The sequence below is a fragment of the Methylibium sp. Root1272 genome, assembly GCF_001425905.1.
Classification (GTDB): Bacteria; Pseudomonadota; Gammaproteobacteria; order Burkholderiales; family Burkholderiaceae_C; genus Methylibium.
Window position 1 is genome coordinate 339,504 of the sequence record NZ_LMDY01000013.1, and the last position, 15,227, is coordinate 354,730.

Here is a 15,227-nt window from a genome sequence, read left to right on the forward strand (position 1 = left end):
TCGTCGCTGCTCAGCGCATGCCGGCGAGGCGCTTCACCATCTCGTTGGCGAACTGCACGAAGGCCAGGGCGCCCTTCGACTGGCCGTCGAACACCACGCCCGGCAGGCCGTAGCTCGGCGCTTCGGCGAGGCGCACGTTGCGCGGGATCACGGTGTCGAACACCTTGTCGCCGAAGTGCGCCTTGAGCTGCTCGCTCACCTGCTGCTGCAGGGTGATGCGTGGATCGAACATCACGCGCAGCAGGCCGATGATCTGCAGCGCCGGGTTGAGGTTGGCATGCACCTGCTTGATGGTGTTCACCAGGTCGGACAGGCCTTCGAGCGCGAAGTACTCGCATTGCATCGGCACCACCACGCCGTGCGCCGAACACAGTCCGTTGAGCGTGAGCAGGCTCAGCGACGGCGGGCAGTCGATCAGCACGAAGTCATATTCGCCATCGACCGCAGCGAGCGCGGTCTTGAGGCGCTGGTCGCGGCGCTCGAGCGCGACCAGCTCGACCTCGGCGCCCGCCAGCTCGCGGTTGGAGCCAAGGACGTCGTAACCGCCTTTTTCGGAACGGCGGCGCGCCTCGGCGATCGACGCCGATTCGAGCAGCACGTCATAGACCGACAGCTCCAGCGCGCGCTTGTCGATGCCCGAGCCCATGGTGGCATTGCCTTGGGGGTCGAGGTCGACCACCAGCGTACGCTGGCCGATCAGCGCCAAGCCGGCGGCCAGGTTGACGGTGGTCGTCGTCTTGCCGACGCCGCCCTTTTGATTCGCGATGCAGAAGATCTTGGCCATGGCTCAGTCGCCGAGTGCGACAGGAACGCCCACCGCGCGGGCTGCGCGGCTGAGGGCGGGGTCCAGCGTCGCAAGCGGCAGGCCGCGACGCTGGGCAAGGTCGAGGTAGAGCGCATCACAGGTGCTGAGGCCACGGTCTCGCGCCAATTCCAGTACCTCGTGCCGCATGCGCTGGGGCACGCCAGCTTCGGTTTCGATCGGCAACTCGTCCAGCAGCGCGACGATCTCGGCGACTCGCCCCATCGTGGTGCGGCCACGCCGCTCGGCGAGCAGCAGGAGCTGCGTCACCTCGGCATGCCAGATTTCCGGCACCACCGCGCCATGGCGCGCCACCTCGTGCGCGAGCTCGCGCGAGGCCGGGGTCTGTTCATCGGACGACAGCCACGACAACGCGGCCGATGCATCGAGCACCACGGCTGCCATCAGCGCTGCCCTTCTCCGCGCGAGGCCCGCCAGTCCAGGCCGAGCGCCTGATCCTGGCCAATCTGCAGCAGGCGCTCCACGGCCGCCTGCGCGTCGGCGGCGGAGCGAGCGATCGGCACCAGCCTTGCCACCGGGTGGCCGTGGCGGGTGATCACGATCTCCTCGCCGCGTTCGACACGCTCTAGCAGTGCCGACAAGTGAGTCTTCGCCTCGAATGCGCCGACCGTGGTGGATAGCATTTCTAGAATTTAAACCAGTTTTTAGACTGGTTTTATTTTCGAGGCTGCCGACGGAAGCGTCAAGCGCGGTCGACCGCGACGCTCGCATGCAGTATCAGGGTGCAGCCGGCGCCGTCTGGCGATGCCGTTCGAGCCGCGCCAGATCGAATCCCTGAGTTTGCAGGGTGGCACGCACCACCCGGTCGTCGTCGTCTGAGAGCGATGGCGTCCGGGACAGCACCCAGAGGTACTCGCGTGTCGGTTCGCTCACCAGCGCGTAGCGCCCTTCGGGGCCCAGCGCCAGCACCCAGTAATCACCCCAGCCGACAGGCAACCACCGGATCAGCGCCGGCAGAAAGCTCACCCGCAGTTGCGCCGGGATCAACTGCCCTTCGACAACGCTGCCCACTGCTTGCGCGACCCCGCGGATCGATTCGATGCGCCCCTCGGCATTCCGACACTGGTTCGCCACCTCGACCTCTCCCTGTTCCAGCAGGCGGTAGGTGGCGCGGGTGTCGCTGACACACTGTCGCTGAAAGCGGTTCGGATACCAGGCAACCTGGTACCAGGTACCCATGTAGGCCGACACGTCCAAGCTCGGCAGCGACTGGAGCGCCGGCAACGATTGCTGCGGCGCGCCGCCCCCCGCGTACGTACTGTTCAGGGTCAAACCAAGAATCAGAATGCCGAGCCGGCGATGAACGTGCATTTCAGCCCCTTCGCCGCATCCAGACGATGCAGCGCTCGGCATCCAGTCCGGGCACCCGCAATGGTTCCACGTGAAACATCTCGATCGTCGACGGCAAAGCCGCTATTTCCTCTTGTGGAATCTGCCCCTTCATCGCCATCCATACGCCGCCCGGTGCTAGCGCGGTGTCCGTGAGCGCGGCGAAGTCGGCCAACGACGCAAAGGCCCGCGAGGTGATCACGTCGAAGTTCCCGGCCGTCAACGACTCCACTCGCGCATGCAGCGCGCTGAAGTGATCCAGGCCCAGTTCGGCGCCCACTTGCCGGATGAAGCTCGCCTTCTTCGCCACCGTATCGATACAACTGACACGGATCTCCGGGCACGCCACGGCGATCGCCACGCCCGGCAGCCCTGCGCCGCTGCCGACATCGAGCAACGTGGTCGCCGCCTGCTGTGTGTGTCTGCGCAAAGGTCTGACAACGGTCAGGCTGTCGAGCACGTGCTGGGTCAGCATCTGCACGGGCTCACGCACCGCGGTGAGGTTGTAGACCCGGTTCCAGCGCACGATCAGCGCCAAGTGCTGCAGCAACTGCTGCTGCTGCGTCGCACTCAGATCGAGTCCGAGCGCTTGCGCGCCCTGCCCCAGACCGTGCGCCAGCGCCGCTTCATCGAACCGGTCTGGCGTCATGCGGCCGCGCTGTCCGGCTCGGCAGCGGCGGCGCCGAAGCTGCGATGGCGACCCTTCTTCAGATGGATCAGCAGCAGGGAGATCGCCGCCGGCGTTACGCCCGAGACGCGTGCGGCCTGCCCCAGCGTCTCGGGACGCAGCGTCTGGAGCTTCTGGCGAACTTCGTGGCTCAGCGCCGAGACCTGTCGGTAGTCCAGCGAGTCGGGCAGCTTGAGATCCTCATACTGCGCAGCCCGTTCGACCTGTTCGTTCTGCTTGTCGATGTAGCCGGCGTACTTGGTCGCAATCTCCAGCTGCTGGATCACGGCATCTGCCAGCGCATCGCCCCATTCGGCCCGCAGTGCGGCCCGCGACCAAGCCACGACAGATACATCCGCGTCCTGACGCCCTTCGGCGCGCTTCGCCTGGGCGATCTGAGCCACCTCTGCAACCGCGTCGAAATCGACGCCCGGCCGGCGCAGCAGGTCAACCAGGGCGTACTCGTGTTCCAGCGCCTTGCCCACCAGACGCTCCGCATCTGCAGCCGGCAGGAGCGCCGCGTTCACCCAGGTCGACTTGAGGCGCTCTGTTTCACGTGAAACAGCATCGCGCTTCCGATTGAATGCCGCCCATCGCCCATCGTCGATCAGCCCCAGCTCGCGCCCGGCATCGGTCAATCGCAGGTCGGCGTTGTCTTCCCGCAGCTGCAGTCGAAACTCCGCCCGGCTGGTGAACATGCGGTAGGGCTCCGTCACGCCCTTCGTGATCAGGTCGTCCACCAGCACACCCAGGTAAGCTTGGTCGCGCCGTGGCAGCCAGGCTTCACGGTCACGCGCCTGCCGTGCGGCGTTCACGCCGGCGAACAGCCCCTGTGCCGCCGCCTCCTCGTAGCCGGTCGTGCCATTGATCTGACCGGCGAAGAACAGGCCCCCGATCGCCTTGGTCTCGAAGCTCGACGTCAGCCCGCGCGGATCGAAGTAGTCGTACTCGATCGCATACCCGGGCCTCAGGATGTGCGCTTGTTCCAGCCCGGACATCGATCGCAGCGCTGCGAGCTGGATGTCGAACGGCAGCGAGGTCGAGATGCCGTTCGGGTAGAACTCGTGCGTCGTCAGCCCCTCGGGCTCCAGGAAGATCTGGTGCGAGGTCTTGTCGGCGAAGCGGTTCACCTTGTCCTCGATGCTGGGGCAGTAGCGCGGCCCCACCCCCTCGATCACGCCAGTGAACATCGGGCTGCGGTCGAAGCCGCTGCGGATGATCTCGTGGGTGCGCTCGCTGGTGTGGGTGATCCAGCACGGCAGCTGGCGAGGGTGCATCGCCGCATCGCCCATGTAGCTGAACACCGGCATCGGGTCCGCATCGCCGGGCTGCTCCACCAGTTTCGCAAAGTCGATGGTCCGGCCGTCGATGCGCGGCGGTGTACCGGTCTTCAGCCGTCCTTGCGGAAGCCGCAGCTCCTTCAGGCGCGCCGACAGGCTCTGCGCCGGCGGGTCGCCGGCGCGCCCAGCCGGGTAGTTCTGCAGCCCGACGTGGATGCGCCCGTCAAGAAAGGTCCCGGCCGTCAGCACGACGGTTTTGCCACGAAAGCGGACACCCACTTGCGTCACAGCCCCGACGACACGGTCACCCTCGACCATCAAGTCGTCGACCGCCTGCTGGAACAGCCACAGCCGCGGCTGGTTCTCGAGCCGTCGGCGGATCGCCGCCTTGTAGAGCACGCGGTCCGCCTGCGCGCGGGTAGCGCGCACCGCCGGGCCCTTGGAGCCGTTCAGGATGCGGAACTGGATGCCGGCCTCGTCGGTCGCCAGCGCCATCGCGCCGCCGAGCGCGTCGATCTCCTTGACCAGATGACCCTTGCCGATGCCGCCGATCGACGGGTTGCAGCTCATCTGCCCCAGCGTCTCGATGTTGTGCGTGAGCAGCAGCGTTGCACAACCCATCCGCGCCGCGGCGAGCGCCGCCTCGGTTCCGGCATGGCCGCCACCGACGACGATCACGTCGAATTCCTGGGGATAGAGCATCGGGGGCTTTCGGGGCCGGAGTCGGCCGGAAAAGCCTCAATTTTAAGCAGTCCGCCCCTGCCCGTCACGCCGTGGGGACGCCTGCCCACTCATGCCGACGACAATCCATCGATGGACTGCCGCCCCGCTTGCGCCGCCTGCTGCATCGCGCCGTCGATCTCGACCCCGCTGCCCGGCCACCCCCAGGGCAAGCCGGCCGGCGTGGCCTGCGCGCAGCTTGACGCCGACCTGCGCTGCCGGCTGTTCGGCCGGCCCGAGCGCCCGGCGGTGTGCGGCTCGCTGCAGCCGTCGGCCGAGATGTGCGGCACGCGCCGCGAGCAGGCGATGCACTGGCTGACATGGCTGGAAAGGGAAACGGCCGCGACGCGCTGAGAAGCGCCAACGCCGAGGCGCCGCTCCGTCAGGCTGCAGCCGGCACCACGGGATGCGCGCGACGACTGGCTCGCCAGGCCTTCCAGCGCGGCGAGTCCCAGGCCTTGTCGAAGAAGTAATGCGCCACCGTGTTCACCAGCGGCTCGACGAAGGTGATGGCGCCGGCAATCGCCACGTTGCCCGTCAAGGCATAGCTCACACCAAAGGCAATGCCGAGGTGCATCACGCCGAAGCTTGCGGTCTTTGCCATATCTTTACTCTATCGGTGAATATTTTCGATAGTCAAAGATACTCCGATGTCGGCCGCCTGCCAATCGCCCGGCTCGATCGCCGGGATAGCACGGCTCACTCGGGCGCGCGTTCGGCGTCCTGCAAGGCCTGCAGGAAATGGCGCCGCCAGCGGTGCACGTCGTGCTCGCGCACGCCCGCCAGCAAGGCCTGATGCCGCTCCACCCGCTCGGCCAGTGGCATCCGCAGCGCACGTTGCACCGCGCCCGCGGTCGCGCCGATGTCGTACGGATTGACCAGCAGGGCCGCGTGCATTTGCTCGGCTGCGCCCGCGAAGCGCGACAGCACCAGCACGCCCGGATCCTTCGCGTCCTGCGCCGCGACGAACTCCTTGGCCACGAGGTTCATGCCGTCGCGCAGCGGCGTCACCAGGGCGACGCGCCCGGCCCGGTAGAGCCCCGGCAGCCGCCGCCGCGCTAGCGTACGGTGGATGTAGCGCACCGGCATCCAGTCGAGTTCGCCGTACTCGCCGTTGATCTGCCCCGACAGGCCCTCTAGCTCGTTGCGAATGTCCTCGTAGCTCTCCACGCCCTCGCGCGTCGGTGTCGCCACCTGGATCAGCGTGGCGCTGTTGCGGTTCTCGGGGTAGTCCGCCAGCAGCCGGTGAAAGGCCCGCAGTCGCTGCGGCAGGCCCTTCGAATAATCGAGCCGGTCGACCCCGATCAACAGCTGCCGCAGCGGGTACTGGCTGCGTAACGTCTCGCGCGTCTCGATCGATTCCGGGGTCTGGGCCAGCGCCTGGAACTCGTCGACGTCGATGCCGATCGGGAAGGCCCGCGCGCAGACCTGCTGACCGAAGGCGCGGTAATGGTCCTTGCCCAGCGGCTCCGCGCCGGCCTCTATCGCGACATAGCGCGAGAAGTGGTCCACGTCGGCCTGGCTCTGCAGTCCGATCAGGTCGTAGGCGAACAGCGAACGCATCAGCGAGTCGTGCGCCGGGATCGCCGCCATCACCAGCGGCGGTGGCATCGGGATGTGCAGGAAGAAACCGATGCGCTGCCGGCACCCCAACGCCCGCAGCTCAGCCGCCAGCGGGATCAGGTGGTAGTCGTGCACCCAGATGATGTCGTCCGGCTTCAGCAGCGTGCTCAGCTTGCGCGCGAACAGTCGGTTGACGCGCTGGTAGCCTTCGAAATAGCCGTCGTCGAACTGCGCCAGGTCGAGCCGATAGTGGAATACCGGCCACAGCACGCGGTTCGAGTAGCCGGCGTAATAGGCCGCGTGGTCGTCGCTGCTGAGGTCGAGCGTCGCCAGCGTGACCTTGCCCGACGGCTGCAGGTGCACATCGCCCTCGCCGCGTGCGCCGCCGGCCACCACCTTGCCGCTCCAGCCGAACCACAGGCCACCGGTTTCCGACAGCGAGTCGCCCAAAGCGACGGCCAGCCCGCCGGCGGCCGCCTTGCGCGGGTCGCCGATCCGGTTGGACACCACCACCAGCCGAGACGTCATAGCGTGGACCCGGTTCGCATCAGATCACCGTGTCCCAGGGCACCGACAGCCGCATCGCGGCGTTGATGATGCCGACCATCGAATAGGTCTGCGGGAAGTTGCCCCACAGTTCGCCAGTGCGCGGGTCGGTGTCCTCGGACAGCAAGCCCAGCGCATTGCGCGACGCGAGCATGGCCTCGAAGATCTGCCGGGCCTGCTCGCGTCGGCCGATGCGCACCAGCGCGTCAATGCGCCAGAACGCGCAGATGTTGAAGGCCGTCTCCGGTTTGCCGAAGTCGTCGGCCGCCTCGTAGCGGCGCATGTAGGGGCCGTCGCACAGGTGCGTCTCCAGTGCGTCGACCGTGGCGACGAAACGCGGGTCCATCGGGTCGATGAAGCCCACCTCGGCCATCAACAGCACGCTGGCGTCGAGATCCTCGCCGCCCAGGCTCTCGGCGAAGGCCTGACGCTTCTCGCTCCAGGCTTCGCTCAGCACGCGCTCGCGGATCGCCGCGGCCCGGCCGCGCCAGTGCGCGTCGCGCTCGGGCAGGCCCAGGCGGGTGGCGATCTTCGCCAGCCGGTCGCAGGCCGCCCAGCACATCAGCGCCGACGAAGTGTGCACCCGCGCGCGCGTGCGCAGCTCCCACATGCCCGCATCAGGCTGGTCGTGCACCAGCCAGGCCTGCTCGCCCACCGCCTCGAGCCGCGCGAAGTCGTCGGCATCGGCGCGGCGGAACAGCCGCAGGTCGTGGAAGGACTGCGACGCCCCGAGCAACACGTTGCCGTACACGTCGTGCTGTGCGTGCGTGTGCGCCTGGTTGCCGCGCCGCACGGGGCCCATGCCGCGGTAGCCGCGCAGATGCGGGAGCTCTTCCTCGGGCAAGTCTTTCTCGAGACCCAGGCCGTACAGCGGCTGGATGAAGCCGCCGCGTGCGTCGCGCACCACGTTGTGCAGCCAGCGCAGGTAGTCCTCCATCGTCTCCAGTTCGGACAGGCTGTTGAGCGCCCGCACCACGAAGAAGGCGTCACGCAACCAACAGTACCGGTAATCCCAGTTGCGGCCGCTGCCCGGCGCCTCGGGCAGGCTGGTGGTCATCGCCGCGACGATCGCGCCGGTCTCGTCGAACAGGCACAGCTTGAGCGTGATCGCAGCGCGGATGACGGCCGCCTGCCACTCCAGCGGCAGGGCCAGCCGGCGGGTCCAGGTGCGCCAGTAGAGCGAGGTGAGCTCCTCGAAATCACGCGCCACCTCGGCGGCACCGCGCTCCAGGGTCTCGTCCGGGCCGAGCAGCAGGTTCAGCGGCGCCGCCAGCGAGAACCAGGTCTCGTCCTGCACATAGGTGATGGGCGCATCGGTGGTCAGCCGCAGCGTGCCGGTCGGGCCGGCGTACCGCAGGTGATGGCTGCCCCGCGCGACCTCGGGCGCGATGCGCCCCCAGTCGGCTCGTGGCCGGAGGCTGATGCGCACGCGCGGATGCCCTTGCAGCGGGTGCACCCGCCGCACCAGCATCGCCGGCCGGAAGGTGCGGTCCCGGCTGAGGAAGCGCGGCGCGAAGTCGGTGATCTCGATCGCATCGCCGTCGGCGCTGTACAGCCGCGTGCGCAGGATCGCCGTGCCTTCGTCGTAGGCCTGCTCGCTGCGCTCGAAGTTCTCGATCTCGATGCACCAGCTGCCGTCGGCCGGCCACGCGTCGGGCGTGTCGATCAGCGCATGGAAGGTCGGGTCGCCATCGAAGCGCGGCAGGCAGCACCAGACGATGCGGGCCTCGCGATCGATCAGCGCGCTGATCGCGCAGTTGCCGATCAAGCCCAGTTCGAGCGAGGCCGCGGCAGCACTCACCGGGTGACCTCCAGTGCGACGGGATGCGCCGGCGACGGCAGCGCGGCTTGCAGCCACAGCCGCACCGCCTCGGGGCCGCCCAGGCGGTACTGGGCGCCGCTCGGCCCGTCGCCCACCTTGATGCCGATGCCGCCGACCGCCTGCACGGCGGCGAAGCCGTCCTCGTCGGTCGCATCGTCGCCGATGAACACGGGCTGCCGGCCGGCGAACGCCGGGCGCGCCAGGAATTCGCGCACCGCGTTGGCCTTGGTCGCGCCGCGCGGCTTGACCTCGACCACGCACTTGCCGAGCAGCACGGTCAGCTCGGGATGCGGCCGCGCGGCCGCCAGCATCATGCGTGCGCACATGTCGCCCAGGTGCGGCGCGTCGCGGTAGTGCAGGGCCAGCGCACCCGGCTTGCGCTCGAGCCGCAGGTCGGGCGTGCGCGCCACCAGGCGCTCGACGCGGTGGACCAGGGCGTCCGGCAGGCCACCGGCGAGCCGGCGCGTGGGCCCGTCGCCGTCGCGACGCTCGACGCCGTGCACGCCCGCCGCCGGCAACCGCAGCGGCGCGAGCCAGGCATCGAGTTCGCTGAGCGGGCGCCCGCTGACGAGAGCCAGCGCCCCGCCGAGCATCGCGTGCAACTGCTGCAGCGTCGGCACCAGCCAGGCGCCGACCTCGATGCCGTCCGGCCGCGGGGCGATCGGCACCAGGGTTCCGTCGAAGTCGAGGAACAGGGCGGCGTGCGGATCGAGCGCCGGGGGACGCAGGGTGTCTTCCATGGCAAAGCGTACCCTAGCAAAGTCGCGGCCCGGCGCGGCCGGCCGCAGCCCAGAGCCGCAGCGGCCTGCTGCGGCTTTCGGTCAGTTGCCCGGCTCGGACTGCTGCATGCTCGGCACGCTGCGCAGATCCTGCGCGACGCGCCCTTGCTGAAGCACGATCACGCGGGCCGCGGCCGCGATGGTCTCCGGCCGATGGGCGACGATCACGCGCGTGATGTCCAGCCCGCGGATGGCCTGGTTGACCTGCCGCTCCCGCTCGACGTCGAGCGCGCTCGTCGCCTCGTCGAGGAACAGGATGCGCGGTCGCTTGTACAGCGCACGGGCCAGCAGGATGCGCTGCCGCTGTCCGCCGGACAGGCTGGCGCCCATGTCGCCGATCAGCGTGTGGTAGCCCATCGGCAGCGCGTCGATCTCCTCGTTCACGCAGGCCAGCCGGGCGCACTGCTCGATCCAGGTGGCATCGGCATCCACGTCGAAGAAGGAGATGTTGTCGGCGATCGATCCGGCGAACAGCTGGTCGTCCTGCATCACCGTGCCGATCATGGCGCGCCAGCGGCCCAACCCCAGCTGCGACAGCGGCAGGCCCCCGATGCGGATCTCGCCGGCGGCGGGTGCGTGGATGCCGAGCATCAGCTTGAGCAGCGTGGTCTTGCCGCAGCCCGACGGCCCGACGATCGCCACCGCCTCGCCGGGCTCGATGTGCAGGCTGCAGCCCTTCAGCACGTCGGGCTCCGTGTCGGCATAACGGAAGCTCACGTCGCGCAACTCGATGCGCGGCGCGAGGTCGCGCGCCGCGTGCAGGCCCTCGCCCTGCGCCTCGGGTGCCGCCAGCACGATGTCGGCCAGACGCTCGCCCTGCAAGCGCAACATCTTCAGCTCGATCGCCTTGTCGATCAGCCCGCTGACGCGCTGCGCGAACTGCTCCTTGAAGGCCAGGAACGCGAACAGCATGCCCACGGTGAACTGTTGATCCATCACCAGCAGCGCACCGACGCCGATGACGGCGATGCGCTCGACGCCGAACACCAGCTTGTTGAGCACGGCAAAGGCGAGCTCGAGCTTCTTGATCGCGATGTCGGCGTTCATCGCGTCGACCACCAGGTTCATGAAGCGGGCGCGGCGCTCGTCCTGGCGATTGAACAGCTTGATCGCCTGCACGCCGCGCAGCGATTCGAGGAAATGCGTCGAGCGCTTCGCGTCGTGCACGATCGCCTCTTCGGTTGCGTCGCGCAGCGGCGTGAAGAACGCCCAGCGCAGCAGCGCGTAGAGCACCACCGCACCGATCGCGATGGCCGTCAGCGTGCCGCTGTAGACCCACATCATCGCCAGCGTCGCGACCACCAGCAGCCCGTCGAGCATCGCCTCGATGAAGCTGGTGGTCAGCGTCTGCTGGATCTTCTGGACCGCACCGAAGCGCGACATCACATCGCCGGCATGGCGCTTCTCGAACCACTCGACCGGCAGGCGCATCAGATGTGCGAACACGTTGCCCAGCCACTGCAGGTTGAGCGTGCTCGACAGGTAGAGCACCGCCCAGGATCGCAGGGCGCCGGTGGCGACCTGGATCACCACGAGCAGGCCGAAGCCGATCACCAGCGTGAGCAACAGGTCGCGATCCGAACTGAGCAGCGCGCCATCGACCACCCACTGCAGGAAGAACGGCGCCAGCAGCATGAAGACCTCGAGCGCCAGCGCAAGCACGAACACCTGGGCCAGCGAACGCTTCAGGCCGCGCACCGGGCCGAGCAGCTGCCTCAGACTGACGTGCTGGCGCTCGGTGCGCGGCTCGAAGCCGGTGCCGGGCATCAGCTCCAGCACCACGCCGGTGAAGTGACGCGAGACCTCGGCCAGCGGCAGTCGCCGCACCCCGTGCGCCGGATCGTGGATGACGGCGACACCGCGTTGCACCTTCGCCAGCACGACGAAGTGGCTCAGATCCCAGTGCAGGATGCAAGGGAGCTGCAGTTGCGAAAGATGCTCGAGCTCGGCGCGCAAGGGTCGCGCATTGAGCTGCAGCTGCCCCGCCATCGCCACCAGGTCGGCCAGCGTCACGCCCTTCAACGACAGCGAGAAGCGCTGCCGCAGCGTCGGCAGGTCGCTGCGAAGGCCGTGGTGAGAGGCCACCATGGCGAGGCAGGCCAGGCCGCACTCCGCTGCCTCTGTCTGCAGAATCATCGGCAGGCGCGGCGCGCCGAAGCCCATGCGCAAGGCGTTCGACATCGGTTCTGAACGATCAGGAGCGGCCGGCCGCCACCCGGCCGGTGAGACCGAGCAGCGGTTCGAACAGCCATTCGATCAGGCGGCGCCGGTCGAGCTGCACGTCAGCCTCCAGTTGCATGCCGGCCGACAAGGCCTGCAGCTGCCCGTAGGCCGGCACGCTCTGCCGGTCGAGCGCGACGGTGATGCGGTACAGCGGCTCGCCGCTGACGGTGGAATAGTTCGCCACGCCGGCCAGCGGGACACCGGCGAGCTCCGCCGACTGCAGCGGCGTGCGCGATACCTGCAGCACATGGCCCGTCTGGTGGCCGAACTTCTGGTAAGGGTAGGCTTGGTAGCGCAGCAGGACGGTCTGGTCCGGCCTTACGAAGCCGAGGGCGCTGGATGGCGCATACAGATGGGCCTGCAGTCGCGCATCCGACGGCACCAGGCTCGCCAGCGCCGCGGCGGGCGACACGGACTGTCCCGGATCGGCCAGCACCGCCCCCAGCACGCCGTCCGACGGCGCGCGCACGACGATACGTTGCCGTGCCTCCGTCTCAGCTGCCTCTTGCGCCACGGTGGCGAGGTCTCGCTCTAGCTCGCCGGTCGCCACCTGGGCGCGCAACGGCAGCTCACGTCGCTGCACTTCCAGCGCACCGATCTCGCGCAACTGGGTCGCGCGTTGCCGCTCCAGGCCCTGCAACTGCGCCTGCACTGCCAGCACCTCTTCCGACTTGGCCTGCACCTGGGCCGAGGAGATGAAGTTGTCGGCCCGCAGCGACTCGAGCCGGGCCATCGCCTGCTCGGCCAGCACCAGTCGCTGGCGATGCAACTGCGTCTCGACCTGCAGCTGGGCGAGCTCGCCACGGCGGTCGACGATCTGCCGCTCCAGCGCGATCCGCTGCGCATCGAGCAGGGCCGCCTGCTGCTGCACGGCACCCTGCAGACTGCGCTCCTTGACCGCCAGACTGCGTTGCACGGAGGCCTGGGCATCACCGCTGGTGGTCGAGCGATCGACCGACAGGACGAACAGCGTGTCGCCTCGCCGCACCGATTGCCCCTCCTGCGCATGGCGCTCGAGCACCGTCGCCGACTCTGGGGGCAGCAGGCGGATCACGCCCTGATCGGGCACCAGCACCCCTGCGACCCGTGCCTTGCGGGTGTACTCACCGACAAAGAGGTAAGCGACCACTGTCGCCGCAACGCCGACGGCACAGACCGTCAACACGGAAAGAGACAGTGGTCGGATCAGCTGGATGCCGCCCAGCCAGGCATGCTGGTGGGCGTCAACCGCTTCGGAACGAAAGAGGGGTGGCATGCGTCGCTAGCCTGCCATCGGAGCAGGCGGATTTCGCATACCCCTCACGCTTGCGACAGCCGTCGGGCATCGCAAGCGGCCATCATCACCAGGTGTTCTTCGGCGCGGGCACGCGCGCGCCCCCGCTGATCTGGCGCAGCTGGCCGGCATCCAGCGGCTGCGGAGCGGTCTGCGGCTCTGCCGACTTCTGCTGGGCACGCTTGGCGGCCTTGACACGTGAAAAGCGCTCGGTGAACTGGCGGACGATCTGCATGGCTGCTCCTGGCTGGACCGATAAGCACCGCCACAGCGGTGGGTTGTCCAGATTGAAGCAGCCCCCACGAACAAGGGATACTGAAAACTCTTACAGGGTAAAGGGCAAACCCTAGCAGCGAATTGCCACACCCCTCAGCGGAGCAACCCGAGGCGCAAGGCCTTGAGCACGGCCTGATGCTTGTTCGTGCAAGCCAGCTTGTGCATGGCGGTGTTGATGTGCAGCACCGCCGTCCGCTCCGAGATGCCCATGATGGCCCCGACCTCCCAGGCCGTCTTGCCGTCCATCGTCCAGCGCAGGCTGTCCAGCTCGCGGGGCGTCAGCTTCGGCCTCTCGAGTTGCAGGCGCTCCGGCACCAGCACCCGCATCGCGGTGTCCTGCGCATGCACGGCGAACAGCTGCAGGTCGGCAACGATGCGCGTCACTTCGCCACGGTCCTTCGGCAAGGCCTGATCGCGGTCCACGCCGATCACGAAGTGCCGGCCTTCGGGCATGTGCAGCGCAAGACAGATCCCCGTACGGAAGCCGAATCGGGCCTGAGCCTCCCACATGCTCCCCTGCCCGGCAGAAACATAGGTGCTCTGATCCCAGATGATCGGCACGCTCTGGCGCTTGCAGTGCTGCATCACCGGGTCGAGCTGACCGGCCTTGGGATCTTCGATGGCGTCCTTGTACGCGTCCGGCGCGTTGTCGATCGCAACGAACTCCGTATCGCCCACCGGGTGGTCGACCACCGTGATGGCCGATACCGTCTCGAAGCCGAGCAGCTTGGCGAAGCGAACGACCTCCCCGCGAAATTCATCGCGGTTGCGCGCCTCGAGCACTGACTGATAGCTGCCTAGCAGCATCCTGTTGTCTATCCCGGTTCTGTCATGAACGGCTCGTGAAGGAATCGATGTTCCTTCGTTCCATGCGAGCGTCCCTGACAAGGTTTACAGCTGCCAACGATCGCCCTGGTCTACACACTTCCGACCTCTGAAGCAGTTGCCGGGTGCAAGCCCGTTCTTATCATGATTCCTGCATGGACCGTCAACGCGTGGCCGTCTGCATTGTGGCAGCCCGGCCGCGATGCGCCGCTGCACTTTGTGCACCTTGGCACGCATGTGTCGACTCGACTGAACAAGGATTGGCCCAGCATGGGTCAGACCGTCTGGGGCGGTCGTGCGGGCGACAGCGCCGCGGGCATCTCCTGGGACTGGATCGAGGTGTCCGAAGGCATCGTCGCGATCGCCGACCCGATGATGATGACCACCAACCTGCGCCTGCTCGGCGCCGAGGGCGAGGTGCTCACCGCACACGAGGTGGCCCCGCACCTCAACAGCCTGGTGCACCGCCTGCCCTGGCAGGCCGAGGTGAGCCGGGCCCTCGAGCAGGCGCAGCACCAGCCGCCCAGGCCGCCGGCGCTCTTTACGAGCGTGACCTCGAGATCGCTGTCGGCAGGCGTGAGCGGCTGGCTGAGCTGACGTTCGCCGCCGCTGCGTCTCAGCCGCGACGCAGCATCTCGACGTGCGGCATGTCGTCCTCGAGGTAAGGCTCGCCGACGCAGACGAAGCCCGCTTCCGCGTAGAAGCGCTCGAGCCGCAGCTGCGCCGAAATGCGCAGGCCCTGCCCCGGAAACACCGCGGTCGCGTGTTCGACGGCGCGCCGCACGAGCACGCGGCCCACGCCCGTGCCGCGCGCCGCCGCCGTCGTCAGCACCCGGCCGATCGACGGCTCGGCGTACTTGACGCCGGGGTCGACGAGGCGCGCGTAAGCGAGCAGCACGCCGTCCTCGCGCCAGGCAGCGAGATGGGCCGACTGCTCGTCGACCTCGTCGGCGTCCTGGAACACGCAGTCCTGCTCGACGGCGAACACCTGCTGGCGAGCGATGTGAATGCGCTGCAGTTCGAGCGACGACAGTTCAGGGAGGCGCGCGCAGCGCCAGACGATTTCGGGGAGCGCTGGCTTTTGCATCGCCGCCGATGATG

At 68.2% G+C, this 15,227-nt stretch carries 17 protein-coding genes; 2 read left to right on the top strand and 15 right to left on the bottom strand.

Going from position 1 to position 15,227, the window contains the following annotated elements; genetic code table 11:
- Positions 1-10: 10 nt before the first annotated feature.
- From ASC67_RS10620 to mnmG, 6 genes are all read right to left on the bottom strand, one after another.
- Complete coding sequence (locus ASC67_RS10620; protein ID WP_056319480.1) at positions 11-784, bottom strand: ParA family protein; 774 nt, start codon at positions 782-784, stop codon at positions 11-13.
- A 3-nt stretch (positions 785-787) separates the two neighbouring features.
- Positions 788-1,207 (bottom strand): type II toxin-antitoxin system VapC family toxin, encoded by a 420-nt coding sequence (locus ASC67_RS10625; protein WP_056319486.1) that lies wholly within the window; start codon positions 1,205-1,207, stop codon positions 788-790.
- Positions 1,207-1,446 (bottom strand): type II toxin-antitoxin system Phd/YefM family antitoxin, encoded by a 240-nt coding sequence (locus ASC67_RS10630; protein ID WP_056319491.1) that lies wholly within the window; start codon positions 1,444-1,446, stop codon positions 1,207-1,209. Before ASC67_RS10630 ends, ASC67_RS10625 begins: the two co-directional genes overlap by 1 nt.
- Before the next feature lie 94 nt (positions 1,447-1,540).
- Entirely contained in the window at positions 1,541-2,134 is a 594-nt protein-coding gene (locus tag ASC67_RS10635) for a lipocalin family protein (protein WP_056319497.1), read from the bottom strand.
- A 1-nt stretch (position 2,135) separates the two neighbouring features.
- Complete coding sequence (gene rsmG / locus ASC67_RS10640) at positions 2,136-2,801, bottom strand: 16S rRNA (guanine(527)-N(7))-methyltransferase RsmG (RefSeq protein ID WP_056319501.1); 666 nt, start codon at positions 2,799-2,801, stop codon at positions 2,136-2,138.
- Positions 2,798-4,801 (bottom strand): tRNA uridine-5-carboxymethylaminomethyl(34) synthesis enzyme MnmG, encoded by a 2,004-nt coding sequence (mnmG, locus tag ASC67_RS10645; RefSeq protein ID WP_056319506.1) that lies wholly within the window; start codon positions 4,799-4,801, stop codon positions 2,798-2,800. The genes rsmG and mnmG overlap by 4 nt, the downstream gene beginning before the upstream one ends.
- 111 nt (positions 4,802-4,912) lie before the next feature.
- On the opposite strand from mnmG, the gene ASC67_RS10650 reads away from it, so the two are divergent.
- Positions 4,913-5,173, top strand: coding sequence for a hypothetical protein (locus ASC67_RS10650; protein WP_056319510.1), 261 nt, complete (start codon positions 4,913-4,915; stop codon positions 5,171-5,173).
- A 28-nt stretch (positions 5,174-5,201) separates the two neighbouring features.
- On the opposite strand, the gene ASC67_RS10655 is transcribed toward ASC67_RS10650, so the two are convergent.
- The 8 genes from ASC67_RS10655 to ASC67_RS10685 form a co-directional block, all read right to left on the bottom strand.
- Complete coding sequence (locus ASC67_RS10655; protein WP_056319517.1) at positions 5,202-5,423, bottom strand: DUF2061 domain-containing protein; 222 nt, start codon at positions 5,421-5,423, stop codon at positions 5,202-5,204.
- A gap of 95 nt (positions 5,424-5,518) precedes the next feature.
- Positions 5,519-6,910 carry an alpha,alpha-trehalose-phosphate synthase (UDP-forming) gene (gene otsA / locus ASC67_RS10660; RefSeq protein WP_056319520.1) on the bottom strand — a complete coding sequence of 464 codons (1,392 nt, stop codon included), beginning with the start codon at positions 6,908-6,910 and terminating at the stop codon, positions 5,519-5,521.
- A 19-nt stretch (positions 6,911-6,929) separates the two neighbouring features.
- On the bottom strand, positions 6,930-8,729 hold the full coding sequence (locus ASC67_RS10665; protein WP_056319524.1) for a glycoside hydrolase family 15 protein: 1,800 nt from the start codon (positions 8,727-8,729) through the stop codon (positions 6,930-6,932).
- The gene (otsB, locus tag ASC67_RS10670) at positions 8,726-9,490 is read right to left on the bottom strand and encodes a trehalose-phosphatase (RefSeq protein ID WP_056319528.1); all 765 of its coding nucleotides are present in this window, start codon (positions 9,488-9,490) and stop codon (positions 8,726-8,728) included. The genes ASC67_RS10665 and otsB overlap by 4 nt, the downstream gene beginning before the upstream one ends.
- 81 nt (positions 9,491-9,571) lie before the next feature.
- Positions 9,572-11,710: a peptidase domain-containing ABC transporter gene (locus ASC67_RS10675; protein WP_056319539.1), complete on the bottom strand. Its 2,139-nt coding sequence runs from the start codon at positions 11,708-11,710 to the stop codon at positions 9,572-9,574.
- 13 nt (positions 11,711-11,723) lie between these two features.
- Positions 11,724-13,007 carry an HlyD family secretion protein gene (locus ASC67_RS10680; RefSeq protein ID WP_156466730.1) on the bottom strand — a complete coding sequence of 428 codons (1,284 nt, stop codon included), beginning with the start codon at positions 13,005-13,007 and terminating at the stop codon, positions 11,724-11,726.
- An 85-nt stretch (positions 13,008-13,092) separates the two neighbouring features.
- Positions 13,093-13,260 carry a hypothetical protein gene (locus ASC67_RS20585; RefSeq protein WP_156466731.1) on the bottom strand — a complete coding sequence of 56 codons (168 nt, stop codon included), beginning with the start codon at positions 13,258-13,260 and terminating at the stop codon, positions 13,093-13,095.
- A gap of 134 nt (positions 13,261-13,394) precedes the next feature.
- A complete protein-coding gene (locus ASC67_RS10685) occupies positions 13,395-14,189 on the bottom strand; it encodes a LuxR family transcriptional regulator (RefSeq protein WP_156466732.1) in 795 nt (264 codons plus the stop codon).
- Positions 14,190-14,396: 207 nt separating this feature from the next.
- On the opposite strand from ASC67_RS10685, the gene ASC67_RS10690 reads away from it, so the two are divergent.
- Positions 14,397-14,723 (top strand): hypothetical protein, encoded by a 327-nt coding sequence (locus tag ASC67_RS10690; RefSeq protein WP_056319555.1) that lies wholly within the window; start codon positions 14,397-14,399, stop codon positions 14,721-14,723.
- 19 nt (positions 14,724-14,742) lie between these two features.
- Here the strand turns inward: ASC67_RS10690 and ASC67_RS10695 are convergent, their stop codons facing one another.
- A complete protein-coding gene (locus ASC67_RS10695) occupies positions 14,743-15,213 on the bottom strand; it encodes a GNAT family N-acetyltransferase (RefSeq protein WP_082535946.1) in 471 nt (156 codons plus the stop codon).
- Positions 15,214-15,227: the final 14 nt, after the last annotated feature.

Coding starts and splice junctions, on each gene's coding strand:
- ASC67_RS10675 (WP_056319539.1), bottom strand. CDS start 11,710: ATGTCGAACGCCTTGCGCATGGGCTTCGGCGCGCCGCGCCTGCCGATG.
- ASC67_RS10630 (WP_056319491.1), bottom strand. CDS start 1,446: ATGCTATCCACCACGGTCGGCGCATTCGAGGCGAAGACTCACTTGTCG.
- ASC67_RS10650 (WP_056319510.1), top strand. CDS start 4,913: ATGGACTGCCGCCCCGCTTGCGCCGCCTGCTGCATCGCGCCGTCGATC.
- ASC67_RS10620 (WP_056319480.1), bottom strand. CDS start 784: ATGGCCAAGATCTTCTGCATCGCGAATCAAAAGGGCGGCGTCGGCAAG.
- otsA (WP_056319520.1), bottom strand. CDS start 6,910: ATGACGTCTCGGCTGGTGGTGGTGTCCAACCGGATCGGCGACCCGCGC.
- otsB (WP_056319528.1), bottom strand. CDS start 9,490: ATGGAAGACACCCTGCGTCCCCCGGCGCTCGATCCGCACGCCGCCCTG.
- ASC67_RS20585 (WP_156466731.1), bottom strand. CDS start 13,260: ATGCAGATCGTCCGCCAGTTCACCGAGCGCTTTTCACGTGTCAAGGCC.
- ASC67_RS10690 (WP_056319555.1), top strand. CDS start 14,397: ATGGGTCAGACCGTCTGGGGCGGTCGTGCGGGCGACAGCGCCGCGGGC.
- ASC67_RS10695 (WP_082535946.1), bottom strand. CDS start 15,213: ATGCAAAAGCCAGCGCTCCCCGAAATCGTCTGGCGCTGCGCGCGCCTC.
- ASC67_RS10625 (WP_056319486.1), bottom strand. CDS start 1,207: ATGGCAGCCGTGGTGCTCGATGCATCGGCCGCGTTGTCGTGGCTGTCG.
- rsmG (WP_056319501.1), bottom strand. CDS start 2,801: ATGACGCCAGACCGGTTCGATGAAGCGGCGCTGGCGCACGGTCTGGGG.
- ASC67_RS10680 (WP_156466730.1), bottom strand. CDS start 13,007: ATGCCACCCCTCTTTCGTTCCGAAGCGGTTGACGCCCACCAGCATGCC.
- ASC67_RS10655 (WP_056319517.1), bottom strand. CDS start 5,423: ATGGCAAAGACCGCAAGCTTCGGCGTGATGCACCTCGGCATTGCCTTT.
- mnmG (WP_056319506.1), bottom strand. CDS start 4,801: ATGCTCTATCCCCAGGAATTCGACGTGATCGTCGTCGGTGGCGGCCAT.
- ASC67_RS10635 (WP_056319497.1), bottom strand. CDS start 2,134: ATGCACGTTCATCGCCGGCTCGGCATTCTGATTCTTGGTTTGACCCTG.